We start from the raw sequence: 14607 nt of genomic DNA, 5'->3' as shown, positions 1-14607 counted from the left end.
GATCTGGATCAAGAGGCATTCAAAGGATGTGAGGGTGGGCAATCTTCGGTCACATGCGCGCGATGATATATCGAAGCGGCGATGCCCGCCGCACCACGTTTGGCTGCCGCACCCCAACAGGCGCGTCATTGATCCGCCCAAAGTCGATCCTGATGATTGACCGCAGCAATCGGCCGGCAGCAGGCAAAGCTCAGTCTTTTGTGGTGAACGTGGAAGCGAACATGTCCCGCAATGCTTTCTTTTGGACCTTACCCATCGTGTTGCGGGGCAGTTCTGGCAGAACAACCAGCTTTTGTGGTCGCTTGAAGCGTGCCAGGGACGAACCAATGTTTTTCCGGATGGCTTCCAGATCAGGGTCTTGGTCAGGCAGCGCTACCAATATCCCGACGACAGATTCCCCGAAATCCGGATGTGGAACACCGATAACAGCGCTTTCCAGAACACCATCTTGTTCATCCAGAAGCAGTTCGATCTCTTTCGGATAGATGTTGTATCCACCGGAAATGATAAGGTCTTTGTTGCGCCCAACGATACTGACATATCCGTCCGCATCAATTTGACCGAGGTCGCCAGTGATGAAAAATCCGTCCGGGCGCAGTTCCTCGGCGGTCTTCTCCGGCATCTGCCAATACCCCTGAAACACATTCGGTCCCCGGACTTCGATCTCTCCGATCTCACCTTGCTTGAGCGTTTCGCCCGTCTTGCTGTCCGTTATTTTCAGCTCCACACCGGGCAGCGGAAAGCCGACAGTGCCCGCCCGTCGTTCCCCGTCATAAGGGTTTGAGGTGTTCATGTTGGTTTCCGTCATGCCGTAGCGTTCCAGAATGCGGTGCCCGGTACGCGCTTCGAACTGGATGTGTGTTTCGGCCAAAAGAGGCGCGCTGCCTGACACGAACAGGCGCATATGTTGCGCAAGATCCTTGGTAAAACGCGCATCACCCAGCAGGCGTGTGTAGAACGTAGGGACGCCCATCATTGTTGTTGCGCGTGGCAACGCTTCAATCACCTGATCAAGGTCGAATTTCGGCAAAAAGATCATCTGCCCGCCACACAGCAGAATGATGTTCGTCGCTACAAAAAGCCCGTGCGTGTGGAATATCGGAAGAGCGTGCAGCAGAACGTCTTCGGATGTGAACCGCCATTCTTTCAGCAGGACTTGGGCATTCGACAAAAGGTTGGCCTGGCTCAGCATGGCACCTTTTGACCGACCCGTCGTTCCTGATGTGTAAAGGAACGCGGCAAGGTCGTCCTCATCACGAGGCACGGTTTCGAACGTGTCAGGGAACGCAGCGGCCTTGTCCGAAAATGAGCCAGAGCCATCGGCGTTCAAGGTCTCAAGGCGCGCATTGCAACGCTCCGCAATCGGGGCCAGCGCATCCCGCTTCGCGTCATCCGCCAACACCACACCGGCTCCACTATTCTCAATGAAATATGCAACTTCATCCGCCGTGTAAGCGGTATTCAAAGGCAGAAACACCAGACCGGCTTGTGCGCAGGCGGCATAGACTGCCAGCGACTGTGGAGATTTTTCGATCTGAACCGCGACACGGTCACCGGGCGCAAGCCCGAAGTCGGTCAGCAGCCCTGCATATTGTGCGGTCATCTGCAAGAAGCGGCCATATGTCAGCGTCTCATTGCCCGGCAAATGCAGGAACACGGCATCGCTGCCGATATGCTGTCCAAACAGGGTGTCAAAAAGCGGATTGGCCATGGCCCGATTCCTTAATTGGCGGACGAAACCGTCGCACTCAGCGTGCGCACCTCTGCTGATGCGGCGACGGTTTTCTCGGTGACGAATTGTTCGTGGTTTGTTGTGATTTGCGACAGGTCATACAAATAGTTGACCATGACCCCGCCCGACTGGCGAAGCCCGTTGTCCGACAGGTCCGCCTTGGCGTGGACCGCGTGCACGGCGGCTCCGTTGCCAAGGTGGAACCGGGCGACAGGATCAACAGGCAGCCCATTGGGAAGTTTTGCCTCAAGCAGGTAATGCGCGGCAAGCGCGTGCTCAGGAGTATCTTGTGTCACTGCCAGTCCCGATTGATCCAGCCAGCCATTCAGGCCGGGGATGGGCGAGAGTGTCACGAAAGTCTTGAGCGACGGAAGATCGCGGGACAGGTCCGCAGCGACCTGTTTGATCAGAGAGTTGCCGAACGAAATCCCAGCAAGGCCAGCCTGACAGTTTGAAATGGAATAGAAAACAGCCGTATCGGCCTGATCCGCTTCGATGGGATCACGCATGTCTGCCAGCAGGGACTGGATGGCATTCGGGATGCCCTTCGTCAGGGCCACCTCGACAAAGATCAGCGGCTCATCCGGCATTGCCGGGTGAAAAAACCCAAAGCATCTGCGATCTTTGGGTTGCAGCCGCCGACGCAGATCATCCCAGCTGTCGATGGCGTGAACCGCTTCATAGGCGATGATCTTTTCCAGAATTTCCGCCGGGCTGGACCAGTTGATTGGCCGCAACACCAGAAACCCCCGGTTAAACCAGGAGGCGAACAGGTGCTGGAAATCCACATCAAGCGGTTCAATCTCCCGGTTGTCACGCATCATCCTCAAAAGGTCTTTGCGCATTGACACCAACAGTCCAGTGGCGCCGGGAACTTGGTTCAACCGCCGCAACAGCTCCTGCCGTTTTGGCTCACTTGCTGCGGCGTATTCACGGTAGCTGCGTTTCGATGGCGCCTCTTTGTAGGTCTTCAGCTTTTCGACCACATCAACGGGATCGATCTCAAGCTCCTGAAGCATAAACATAAAGAACGCATTTTTCTCCTGCGCCTCCATCGCGGCGTATTGATCCAAAATGAGACGCGCCAAAGTGCTGCCTGACACTTCTCCCTTTGCGCCCAGCAAATCTTGTGCAAGTTCGGTGATCGTCCGCCCTGCAGCATCCGACGGCACCGCCCGACTGTAGCGGCGCTCAAATACTGTTGAAACCAGATCACCGAAAAAGCTCATACTGCCGCACCCATCACTGCATCAGGAAGCCAAGTTGCCAAACCGGGGAAGATGCACAGCAGAACGATTGCAAGCACCATGCAGGCGACGAACGGCAGCGATCCGGTCAGGATGGTCTTCAACGAGATGTCTGGCGCGATTCCATTGATCACGTAAAGGTTCAAACCCACAGGCGGCGAAATCAGACCGATTTCCATGTTGATCGTGAGGACAACGGCAAACCAGATCGGATCGAAACCGGCGGTCGTGATGATGGGCAACAGGATCGGTGCCGCCATCAGGATCACCGCGACCGGCGGCAAGAAGAAACCGGCGATCAGCAAAAAGACGTTCACCGCGCCCATCAAAACCCAGGGGTTCACGTCAAGCGTGCCGATCCAGGCGGCGATGGACTGGGTGATGAACAGGCTGGACAGCATATAGGAAAACACACCGGCGGCCGCGATGATGAACAGGATCATCACGCTTTCCTTGGTGCTGTCGCGCAGCACAACCCACAGGTCTTTCGGGTTCCACAGCTTGTAGATGATCATCGCAATCAGCAGGCACAGTAATGCACCGACGGCGGCAGTCTCGGACGGCGTGGCGACACCCCCATACATCGCATAAAGCACGCCGATGATGATCAGCAGGAATGGCAGCACCCGCGGCAGGATCTCCAGCTTTTGCTTCCACGTGTAGTTTCCAGTGGCCAGCAACGCCCGGTCGCCGGAACGCCAGGTGGAATACAGCGACCATGCCATGAACAGACCAACCAGCATCAAACCGGGGATCACACCGGCAAGGAAAAGCCGTCCGATGGAGGTTTCAGTCGCGATCCCATAGACGATCATGGTGACAGAGGGCGGGATCAGGATTCCAAGCGTGCCGCCCGCAGCGATGGACCCCGCGGCGACCCCGTCAGGGTAGCCACGCTTGCGCATCTCTGGGATGCCCATCTTGCCGATGGCAGCACAGGTTGCCGGGCTTGACCCCGACATCGCCGCGAAAAGGGCGCAGGCCCCGAGGTTCGAGATGACCAGACCACCGGGCACCCGCGTCAACCAGCGCTCCAACGCCTCATAAAGATCGGCGCCTGCGCGGGTAGAGGCGATAGAAGAGCCCATGATGATGAACATCGGGATCGACAAAAGCGCAAAATTATCAAGCTTTCCGAACAGGATTTCCGGCAAAAGCTCCAGCGAGCGGAGCCCGTCGAAAGCGATCAGGAAACCGGTCGAGACCATCAACAGCCCAAGGGCCACCGACACGCCGGAGAACAGGACCAAGATAGTGCAGACAGCGACAAACGCGCCAAGTGTAAGCGGATCCATCAGCCCTCCTCCAAGCCGAACGGCGTCTCGATCTTGAGGAGAATTGCCACAAGATCAGCGATCAATTGCAACAGGTACAGGGCAAATCCAATCGGCAACGCAGCATATGGGATCCAAAGCCGGACACCCCAGACCGTGTCGGATTTCCAATTCCGTTCCCACGTCAGGTGCCAGAATTCATAACTGTACCAAAGCATGATCGCGACCATCAGGATGGAAAAGCAAAGTGTGAACATGGCCAAACCGAAACGCGCCCGCGCGCCCAGCCACAAAGGGATCAGATCCACATTCACATGACCGCGCAAGCGTTGCACATAGGGCAGACCGATCAGTGTCGCCGCAATCGCAAGGTAGATCACCGCTTCCGTCTGCCAAACAGTGGACCCGTTCAGGACAAAGCGGACAAAAATCATCTGGCAGGTGATTGCGACGGCCGCGACAATCATCGCCGCAGAGCACCACCCCGCAAGTGTAGAAAGTGCAGCCACAAGGCGCAGAAACGGGTTATTCCCGGTTTGCGCAATCGCAGCAGGGCTTTGACCCGCCATGGCAACGTCCTTGGATGAAGTAACTAAATTGGGATGGAAGGCCGCAAAGTCCGCGACCTTCCAAAGAATCGATTACTCGACAGCAAGCGCCATATCGAGAAGCTCTTGGCCGCCTTCGACTTCTTCAACGAAAGACTTGTAAGACGTTTCCTGTGCCAGCGCGCGCCATGCATCAAAGTCGGCAGGGGACATGTTGGCGATCTCGACACCAGCATCACGGAACACCTGTTCGGATGCGGCGTCCTGCTTTTTCGCCTCTTCGAGGTAGAAGGCCTGCGCTTTAGCCGACGCATCCCTCAAGGCTTTCTGCTGGTCTGCAGTCAGACTATCAAACTTCGATTTGTTCATCAGCAGGGGCTGATACATGAACCAAAGCGCGATATCACCGGCTGGTGTGTAGCAGCTGACCTGCTCATAAATGCGGTAAGACACGAAAGATGAAGAGGACGTGTTCGCCGCGTTCAGAACGCCTGTTTGCATGGCGTTGTAGATCTCGGACGAGGCCATGGACGCGATGGACGCACCGGCACCGGCCAGCATCTGCTCGAACGCTTTACCAGCAGCCCGGGTTTGCAGACCTTTCACATCCTCTGGCTTGGTGATGCACTTGTCTTTGCCGACAAAGCCACCGGCCAGATAGCCGTGGACCAATACCATGACGTCATCTTCTGCCATCTTTTCTTCGAGGGCGGCCATGAAAGGTGAGGCGCTCAGACGTGCCGCGTGATCATGATTTTTCACCATGCCTGGCATCAGGGTCAGGTTGTAGGCTGGCTGTTGACCGCCTGCATAGCTTAGCGGCAGAATGGTCATATCAAGCTGACCACGGCTTAGCGGACGATACTGCTCGCGGGGTTTGAACAGCGACTTTGAGCCAAAGATCTGGATCTCGAGGTCCACACCGGCCTCTGCCACGCCATCAGCGACGATTTGCGCAACTTGGTGGCGTACATCTTTGTTGGACCACTGGTGCGACAGACGCAGTGTCTCTGCTTGCGCAGCAGCGCCAAGGGCCAGGCAAGCTGCCGTTGCTGCTGCTGTGAGTTTTTTGAATTTCATCGTATCCTCCCTAGGTGTGAACGGACTTTTTAAGCCGGTTCTAGATCGGGGAAATGTTTCACGCTCCGCATAATGAGTCAACAATATTGTATACAATGAATCCGTGATTGCATTTTTGCAGGTTGCCGTTTAGAAAATTTTCATGGACGTAAGACGCGCAGATCAAATCGCCAACACGCTTGAACAGCTCGTTTTCGCGGGAGAGTTTCAAGATGGAGAGCGGCTTGATGAACTCAAATTAGCCGAACAGTTCCATGTTTCCCGCACTCCGATCCGCGAAGCCTTGCAGGTGTTGGTCTCTTCCGGAATGGCTGAACAGATCCCGCATCGCGGTGTCTTCATAAGGCAGCCCGGTCCGGTCGAATTGATGGAAATGTTTGAAACAATGGCAGAGCTGGAAGCCGTCTGCGGCCGTTTGGCTGCGACGCGCATGACAGATCATGATCTTGAACAGCTTGCGCTTGCGAATGAAAACTGCCGCCAAGCGATCCAAGACACGGACTATGACCGCTATTACGCCGAAAATGAAAAGTTCCACCAAATCATCTACCGTGGCGCGGCAAACAGATATCTGGAAAAACAGACGCTACAGCTTCAGAACAGGTTGAGCGCTTACCGGAAAACGCAGCTTCGGTTTCGGGGCCGACTGGATCAATCCATGGATGAGCATTCAGAAATCCTGACGGCAATCACAGACGGTGAACCGGAAAGAACCGCCAATATCTTGCGCAGCCACGTCGCTGTTCAGGGTGAAAAGTTTCATCAGCTGATGGCCAGCCTGAAGCGGTAGGTTGTCCCACAGGTGCCATGACGATCTGGCCCAGGGTATGCAGTCTCTCAAGCGCTTGGATGAAAGTCCGTTTCAAGCGGTATGTGGCAGGGTCAAGACCCGTGTACCCAAAGGGCCCAAGGAGCCATCAACGCGCTTTGACCGCGTCTGCTCGATCGGCGCAAACCCAGTTCGTGCTATCCTTCGAAAGAGGGCCAGGCATCAACTTGGCGCTTCTCAATTGCAGCATCCATGGACCGAGGGGATAGGTTACGCTAAGCTGCGGTGTGACCCAACGTGCATAGGCTTTATACCGGGTCTGTTCTAAGGCATATTTTGATGGTGGTTGAACAAAAACCTCTCGCTTTGGAAACGCGTCGGCTGGCAGCTGTGGCGTTTGCTGACGTCGCGGGGTTTTCCCGCCTCATAGCGGAAGACGATGCTTGGGCAATCAGTCAATGGGATTCATTGCGTGAGGAATTGTTGCTGCCACTGCTGAAACAGTACGAGGGCAGGTTGGTTGATACAGCGGGTGACGCCATCCTGGTTGAGTTCAGAAGCACCATAATGGCGCTGAGATGGGCGGTGGACGCACAAAAGGCGTCAAAGAGTAAAGCGCGCGACGGAACCAAAGACCCGTTGCAGCTTCGCATCGCCGTCAATATCGAGGACGTTTTGGTGCACGAAGGCGACATATTGGGGGACGGCGTCAATATCGCGTCGCGGATTCATGATGCCATAGAGCCGGGACAAATCGTGACGACGGGGCTGGTCCGGGAACTCGTGGGAAACAGGGTCAATGCTCGGTTCATTGATCTTGGGACACCTCGGCTAAAGAACATCAAGCGCATTGTTCATGTTTTTCAGGTCGCGTCTGTTACAGGCACTAACGCAGACGAATCGACGTTGCATCAACCATTCATTGAATGGACATCACGCCCGGCGGTCGCGATTTTACCTTTCCGCGCTGGATCCGGTCATGAAATGGAGGAGTATTTTGGATCGGGTATCACCGAAGACATCATTTCCGGTTTGTCCCGTAGCCATGCGTTTCATGTTATTGCGCGCGCGTCGACTTTGCAGTTTGCGGACCGTTCGACCGATATTCGGGACATCGCATCCCAGTTGGGCGTCAATTATGTGATGGATGGCAGTGTGCGTCGGCACGGGGACAAACTGCGAATTTCAGCGGAGTTGGTTGATGTCGCATTGAACCGTTCGATCTGGTCTGACCGTTTCGACGGGGATGCCGAAGATCTTTTCGATTTTCAGGATACAATTGTTGCTTCCGTGGTGGGATCTTTTGAGCCGCGCTTGAAAGCACATGGCATTGAAAAGGTTCGAAACCGATCAACTGATAGTCTGGATGCCTATGATTGCGTGCTAAAGGCGGCATCGGAACTCTACCGCTTTAAAGATCAAGGCTATTCCAACTCAGGTTTTGCCCTGCGTCGGGCAATGGAACTCGATCCAACATATGCGCGCGCATATGCTTATTCGGCCTGGAGGTTGAACTATCTTTTTGGTGAAGGACGGTCGAATGATCCTGATCGGGACAAAAAAGCTCGCGATTGAACACGCGCGCCATGCCATTGCGTTGGATCCCGACGACTCTTTCTGCCAGGTGGTTGCCGGTCATCTTACTAGCCTGCTCGAAGGAAATCCGCATCAAGCCATGTCGATGTTCGATTTGGCACTTTCTCTTGATCAAAACAACGCTTTGGGATGGGCGACAAGTGGCGTTACGTTATCCTATCTTGGCCGCGGTGAAGAAGCGATGCTAAGGTTTCGAAATGCCTTCAAGCTCAGTCCTTTCGATACATTGAACTTCACCTGGTGGACGGGTGCGGGCATAGCTTGTTTCGTATCCGGAAATTACGACGAAGCGGTGTCATGGCTCCAGAAGGCGCGGCACGTCAATCCCCACTTTATTGCAACCTTGCGCATATTGGCGGCGAGCCTCGCATTGGCCGGTCAAGAGGATGAGGCACGCGTCGTTGGCGCGGAGCTATTGGCGCTTGATCAAAACTTTTCCGTTGATGGCTTCGTTTCGTGGTACCCTTTCGTACGGAGCGAAGACAAATTAGCTCTGAAAAGCGGACTATTCATTGCGGGCTTACCGCGCTGATAGACTTGGAACGTCGCATATTTCGTTCCGCCGAATTTAGAAGGGAGATTTTAGATGGCCTTTGGGATGGGAAACGGGCGAGGCACAAGTAGCGGCATGGGCATGGGCAGCGGCATGGGCATGGGCAGCGGCATGGGCAGCGGCATGGGCATGGGCAGCGGCATGGGCAACGGCATGGGTATGGGCAACACCGTTTTTCTCCCAGTGCTATTCCCGTTGGCGCCGACGGTGGCATCGGATGGGTTCGCAGCTACTATGCGACCCCGATTGAACTGGCGCTTCTCCCATGGGCGCTTGACTTTACGCCGGACAACTCGGGTGTTTCACCGTTTCCTCTCGAGTTCATTATCAACCCCTATCAACCTGGCACGCAGGGCGATCCGCCGCGCCCAATTCCTCCGCTGGAGTGGACGACCGCAGACTGGGATCCCGCGTTGCGGTTCTGGACCTTAACGTTCGATCCTCACCTGACCGAATGGTTGCGTGCAGCGGACAGATCCGAACCAGGGACACTGGCAGCGCTGGAACTTGCGGGACAATTCGAAAAGTGGCTGCCCAAAGTGATCGGCAGTAGCCAACCTGGTATCGACCCCAAAGCCTTGAAATGGCTGGAGCCAAAAGACCTTAAATGGCAACGCACTGAAAACAACGCGTTCGATTTCATCAAGGGTGAGTTGGAGAAACTGGTCTATTACATGCAGGATGACCGCCAGAACTATTTGGTGGAATGTGATATTCAAGCCGACGGCCTGCCGAACTACCTCGTTCATTTTCTTGGGATAAACGCGTTCGACCACCCCCATACGCTGCAGCTAATCGACATCTGTCTGGCGATGGGGAATGTCATCTACATGGCGTATAAAGCGCACTTCAAAAGGGTTCGTCCATCGATCCTGCGCCCCGGCCTGACGGTGCCTTTCGGACCACCCGCACATCCGGCGTTCCCAAGCGGCCACTCATTCCTCGCGCATTTCATTTCGCTACTGCTGCTTGAGATCCCCGGCATCTATTTCCGCAACGGTGTCCTCAAAGACGATGTCGAGATTGACGGTGTGACCGTTGCTCCCAGTCCGCAGGACGGGCATCTGCTTCGGAAGCCAGTATGGAGTGATTTGGCCGGAACAGCGCCGATAAAATCGCCATTGCTGTCGATTGCGCACCGGATTGCTGTTAACCGTGAGCGTATCGGGGTTCACTACCAGTCCGACAGTTCTGGTGGGCGTCATCTGGCAGCTGGGGTCTGGGATGCGTTGATCAATCGGCCGATGCAAAACAGCGATGCCGCAGCAGTGATTCATCCTATACATTGCCCGACCCTTGATACTGTTCTGGAACAGGCCAAGGTCGAGTGGCCAACGCCCTGGATCGAATAGCCAGCGTTAGGCCTACAGAAGACGGTCTGCTCTTAGTCCCAGGTTGTTGTCGTTGGCCACCAGATCGGTCAACGCACGTGGCGTCTTGGGCAGATTGTCAACGGTGAGACCAACAGCCACAGCAAGGGCTTGCAGAGGGTCCGTATTGGCCCGGTCATCTGGGCAAGTGAGTTCAATAAGCTGCAGAAAAAAGGCGGAACTATTCATTGGGGCCTGTGCTTGTGCCTGTTGCCGCGCCTCGGCGATCGCCGCGTCTGAACCATCTGACCGGAAAGACCGCCGTTCTCCTGCTGCGATATCTGGTACAGTTCCTTCTAGGAAAACTGACAACCAGAATATCTCGGACGTCAAACCCCAATCCTCGTCGGGATTCATGACAAACCCGAACCATCTACGCAACGTACACCCCTGCGCAGTTGCAAACCCGCGGTTTCCCAATGTGACTTGATCAGACATCTGCCAGAGGGCTGCATCGCCCCAATCAAGCGAGACAGGGCAATAACTGCCGGGACCGTACTCAAACCTGTTGCCATTGACCATTTCGCTGACGGGGCGCTGATCTTCGATGTAAACATCGACTAGGGGTGGACGGCCGGGTCCGTTATGTGTGTCTTTAGGATGGGCGACAAACATCCCCTGCGTTTCAAACGCCCATCGAACAACTTTGTGGGTTAATCCACCTTTCCAGCTATCGGGCAACTCAACACCGGCAGGCGCAAGCTGTTGGGGGACCATGTCCAATTCTCCGGCCTGCAATCGACCGGCTTGTTCCATGCCAAGCTCCAGCATCTCGGCTTTTGAAGGTGATTGTCCAAGTGCGTGAATGGATTTTACCAGCAAGTACAGGGTCAGAAATGAGGCGCGTTGGCGCAAGTACATATCCGGGTCGTCCTCGGCCACGGAATCCCCACCCAATGCGCGATAAAGCCGGAACAGAGATGAAGATAGGATCTGCTCGGTCAGATACCCTTTAAGGTCATCACAACCGATTGGCGGCGCCTCGATCACGGACCGGTTCAGTTCGCCGTACCAGGCCCAACCCAAGGTGGGTGATCTGTCATGGCGGCGGTTTGAGAACACGAAGGGATAAGTGATCCCACGAAAGCTTTCGGCAACACCATTGCGCGGGTCAGCGAGACGGGAGTCCGGATCGCATGCAATGGCGGCCATCGCGTCGCCTGCACTATGGCAAAAATCAAATTCAAGCTTCCCGATGCGCGCGGCCAGCAGATAGTGGCCAAACTCGTGCAGGATCCAGCGTTTGTCTGTCGCAATCCCGAGCGGTTGCGCCCAGGTGCGATCTCCATCACTGTTCTTTGGACGATCCCACCGTGACAACTCGGCCAAGGCGAGGTTCATACGAATGGCTGGTCGCGTTGCACCATCGGCTTTACAATCATAGGCGACTTGCGCGTTTACAGTTCGCCCGTCCTTTCCGGGACCCGGCGCAATGCCATAGCGGTAATAGACCTGAATATCCGGTTCGGCACGCGCGACAAATTCAACTGGATCAATGCCGTAAGCACCCAACACCTGAAAAAAGTCCTCGGAATTGTAATACGCACTCAGAGCGGAAAACTCGTCCCTGCGCGGCGGTATTTCTTTGTGCGCTGGTAGATGAATAATCTTGGTTTCGTTGGGAGCCCCCAAAAGGTCTTTGTCTTGGGGGACAAACTTTGGACACAGCCGAACCCGAAACCCCGGATATTCAAGGGTCTTGCTTGTGCCGTTGGTAATTACGACCGTCTCTCTGAATCTGTCCAGAATGTTGTCGGTGCGCGTTGGACGGCGCTGTGTCCATTGATAAGCAGCATCGGGCTCTGCCGGGTCAAAGGGGCGGACGGAGGCAGGCGGGGTCTGCACAAAAACCTTTGCTTCTCCGGCACCGACATGCGTGATCAAGGAACAGGTTTCCGTGCCCAAAAGTTTGAGATCGACCTGAATTGGCAGAGTTGCGGAAATCACAGTGACTTCAATCCGGTTGACCACCAAATAACTCAGCTTATTGGGAAACCGTTTGATTGCCCCACGGGCCTTGGACACTGTTTCAATGACGATCGGCTGTTCTACAACATTCTGGCCGAGGCTCGACAGGATATATATCTGTTCGAGACTGATGGAATTTGGACTCACGGAAGCCGCTTTGCCGATGGCATCGATAATGTCAGATGTCTTGTCGGTCAGCTTTCCGACCAAGGCACTTAATAGGCTCCGGCGTGTGACGTGGGGGGAAATTCAATAAGTTCCTTAACAGTTGACCAGCTTTGCTGAGACAAACTGGGATATTCCGCCGTCATGGACCGGATGATGACGCGAAACCCATCGTCAATCGGCTCAACAAGCATTGGAACTGTGAAACCGTTCGTAAACTGCGCTATGTCGCCCTGTCCATCAAGGAATTCCGTTGCGACCATCACGATGGTCGCAGGCAAATCATGAAGCGGGTTGCGCGACAGGTTCCACGACGCAATCTGCGGGGATTTTTCGATTTCGTCGCTGCCGACCGGTGGCCAGACATGAAGCCAGTGCATCAGATCGACGTCTTCGTTCTCTGCGTTTCTGAGCAGGTTGCCATCCCATCCCATCGGAGCATTCAACGTCTTGTGGTGGTTGCTCAGATACTCCTTCAGTTTCTTCAGGTAGTCCGATGCGATGGCACCCAGAGTGTCCCGCTCCGGCTGCACACCGGTTACCTCAATGATGTATGGGGCAACAGAATGCGACGCCAAACACGATGGCCGTCCTGATCCGGGGTATTCCGTTTCAAATCGAAGCCAGTGATCTGGCCAACTGCTGGAGTTGTACGGCTCCTTCGGCCAACTTGGAAAATCAAAAGCCAAGACACTGCTCCCTTTCCTTTAAACATTTGTTTGATGAAGATGGGGCAAGTAACACCAGACTATCCGAAATATCGTGATTCCGATAGTGAATTGGCCAGTTGGGGTAAGTTCAGGAAAACCGAATGATCCGGCCCCATCTCTGACTGCCCGTCATCTCTCAGTTTTGACTGAGCACTATGGCGTGAGCCTACCTGCACGAGATTCACGTCAGCACGCAGCCGCGCTTTGCGGCAACGGCTACGTCCTTTCTTGCGCGTCCCGGATTTTTGTGAGGCGCGGATCTAGCGACGCTGATCCTGGACTGCACGTTTGATGCATACCCGTCAGGAACCTTGCGGAAAGGAGCGCTGTAGCTTGAGCTGCCAGCAAACGGAGTTTCGCTGTGGTGACATTACAAAACCCACACCGATACCCTTATGCAATCGGCGCGTGCTGAATGGCGCTCTTAATTGAAAGAATCCGCGCGTCATCCTGAAATGAAAAACGGGCAAGAGACCTGCGCCTCCTGCCCGTAAATCCGCTTTTTCTAAGATCAGATGAAGAGTTCGTCTTCCATCGTCTCTTCAGCCATTCCGCTCATTGCACCGTCTTCCTCCACCGGGATCATCAGGGACATAAAGTCCTCGACAGTCGGTTCAGGGTCAGCAGCAGCTGGTGTCCAGTCCGGAGCGTTACTGTTGGTCACTCCCAGCACGTTGGGAGTGCCATTTTCCGAATTCACAATGACCTTCATGTTGTTCAGGTCGATGTCTTCGAAACCAACAGCCGTCCCGTCTCCAGAGCTTACGGTAAAGTTCGTTTGTGTGATATTACCGGTCACCTCGTCAGGCACAGAACCGAATTGCAGTCCGACGTCATAAGCGCCTCCGGCCTCCGCTCCGTTCGACAAGCCCGTCACACCATTGGCGTCCACTTGCAGATCGGTGAGATCGCCCTGCGCAGGATTGTTCTCGTCCGGATAGATGACAAGGTCGTCCAGAGCGCTTTCATCGGCGACATCAAAGAGCATTCCGTCGATGTCATTGTCGTTGCCGTCGAAGTTCCCTTGTTTGACCACAAAGAACAGTGACCCCTCAGGCGTCGTCGTGACGTCGACCTCAATATCTCCGGGCTCGCCCATCTGATAGGTATAGGTCGTCTTGGCGTCACCTGCGGGATCGTTCGTCGGATCGCTTCCCTTCGTGCCACCTGAGCCTGAACCCCCGGTACCGCCGGAGCCTGAGCCCTTGGTGCCGCCAGAGCCTGAACCCCCGGTACCGCCTGAGCCTGAACCCTTGGTACCGCCTGAGCCTGAGCCCCCGGTGCCGCCAGAGCCGGAACCCTTGGTACCGCCTGAGCCTGAGCCCTTGGTGCCGCCGGAGCCTGAACCCCCGGTGCCGCCGGAGCCGGAACCCTTGGTGCCGCCGGAGCCTGAACCCTTGGTGCCGCCGGAGCCTGAGCCCTTGGTGCCGCCAGAGCCTGAACCCCCGGTGCCGCCGGAGCCTGAGCCCTTGGTACCGCCGGAGCCTGAGCCCTTGGTGCCGCCAGAGCCGGAACCCCCGGTGCCGCCGGAGCCTGAACCCTTGGTACCGCCTGAGCCTGAGCCCCCGGTGCCGCCAGAGCCGGAACCCTTGGTG

Annotated in this window: 12 protein-coding genes; 4 read left to right on the top strand and 8 right to left on the bottom strand. The window is 55.5% G+C overall.

What is annotated here, in order from left to right:
* Positions 1 to 190: 190 nt before the first annotated feature.
* The 5 genes from GV827_RS14370 to dctP all read right to left on the bottom strand — a co-directional run bounded on the left by GV827_RS14370 (position 191) and on the right by dctP (position 5881).
* Positions 191 to 1711, bottom strand: a complete 1521-nt coding sequence (locus GV827_RS14370; RefSeq protein ID WP_164354511.1) for a malonate--CoA ligase — start codon at positions 1709 to 1711, stop codon at positions 191 to 193.
* Between the two features lie 11 nt (positions 1712 to 1722).
* A complete protein-coding gene (locus GV827_RS14365; RefSeq protein ID WP_164354510.1) occupies positions 1723 to 2961 on the bottom strand; it encodes a malonyl-CoA decarboxylase in 1239 nt (412 codons plus the stop codon).
* Entirely contained in the window at positions 2958 to 4274 is a 1317-nt protein-coding gene (locus tag GV827_RS14360; protein WP_164354509.1) for a TRAP transporter large permease, read from the bottom strand. Before GV827_RS14360 ends, GV827_RS14365 begins: the two co-directional genes overlap by 4 nt.
* Complete coding sequence (locus GV827_RS14355) at positions 4274 to 4822, bottom strand: TRAP transporter small permease (RefSeq protein WP_164354508.1); 549 nt, start codon at positions 4820 to 4822, stop codon at positions 4274 to 4276. Before GV827_RS14355 ends, GV827_RS14360 begins: the two co-directional genes overlap by 1 nt.
* A gap of 72 nt (positions 4823 to 4894) precedes the next feature.
* A complete protein-coding gene (dctP, locus tag GV827_RS14350; protein WP_164354507.1) occupies positions 4895 to 5881 on the bottom strand; it encodes a TRAP transporter substrate-binding protein DctP in 987 nt (328 codons plus the stop codon).
* 142 nt (positions 5882 to 6023) lie between these two features.
* On the opposite strand from dctP, the gene GV827_RS14345 reads away from it, so the two are divergent.
* The 4 genes from GV827_RS14345 (at position 6024) to GV827_RS14325 (ending at position 10151) form a co-directional block, all read left to right on the top strand.
* On the top strand, positions 6024 to 6671 hold the full coding sequence (locus GV827_RS14345; RefSeq protein ID WP_164354506.1) for a GntR family transcriptional regulator: 648 nt from the start codon (positions 6024 to 6026) through the stop codon (positions 6669 to 6671).
* Positions 6672 to 6989: 318 nt separating this feature from the next.
* Complete coding sequence (locus tag GV827_RS14340; RefSeq protein WP_164354505.1) at positions 6990 to 8225, top strand: adenylate/guanylate cyclase domain-containing protein; 1236 nt, start codon at positions 6990 to 6992, stop codon at positions 8223 to 8225.
* Positions 8191 to 8778 carry a tetratricopeptide repeat protein gene (locus GV827_RS14335; RefSeq protein WP_164354504.1) on the top strand — a complete coding sequence of 196 codons (588 nt, stop codon included), beginning with the start codon at positions 8191 to 8193 and terminating at the stop codon, positions 8776 to 8778. Before GV827_RS14340 ends, GV827_RS14335 begins: the two co-directional genes overlap by 35 nt.
* Positions 8779 to 9212: 434 nt before the next feature.
* On the top strand, positions 9213 to 10151 hold the full coding sequence (locus GV827_RS14325; RefSeq protein ID WP_164354502.1) for a phosphatase PAP2 family protein: 939 nt from the start codon (positions 9213 to 9215) through the stop codon (positions 10149 to 10151).
* Positions 10152 to 10163: 12 nt separating this feature from the next.
* Here the strand turns inward: GV827_RS14325 and GV827_RS14320 are convergent, their stop codons facing one another.
* The 3 genes from GV827_RS14320 to GV827_RS23405 all read right to left on the bottom strand — a co-directional run.
* Positions 10164 to 12284: a hypothetical protein gene (locus tag GV827_RS14320; protein ID WP_164354501.1), complete on the bottom strand. Its 2121-nt coding sequence runs from the start codon at positions 12282 to 12284 to the stop codon at positions 10164 to 10166.
* Between the two features lie 68 nt (positions 12285 to 12352).
* Positions 12353 to 12880, bottom strand: a complete 528-nt coding sequence (locus tag GV827_RS14315; protein ID WP_164354500.1) for a hypothetical protein — start codon at positions 12878 to 12880, stop codon at positions 12353 to 12355.
* Between the two features lie 643 nt (positions 12881 to 13523).
* Positions 13524 to 14607, bottom strand: a 1084-nt coding sequence (locus GV827_RS23405) for a hypothetical protein (protein ID WP_204325902.1), incomplete at its 5' end; no start/stop codon positions are given.

This window comes from Sulfitobacter sediminilitoris (assembly GCF_010667575.1).
Classification (GTDB): Bacteria; Pseudomonadota; Alphaproteobacteria; order Rhodobacterales; family Rhodobacteraceae; genus Sulfitobacter; species Sulfitobacter sediminilitoris.
Note: the sequence above shows the minus strand (reverse complement) of the source record. Positions and strands in the feature narration are given on the sequence as shown.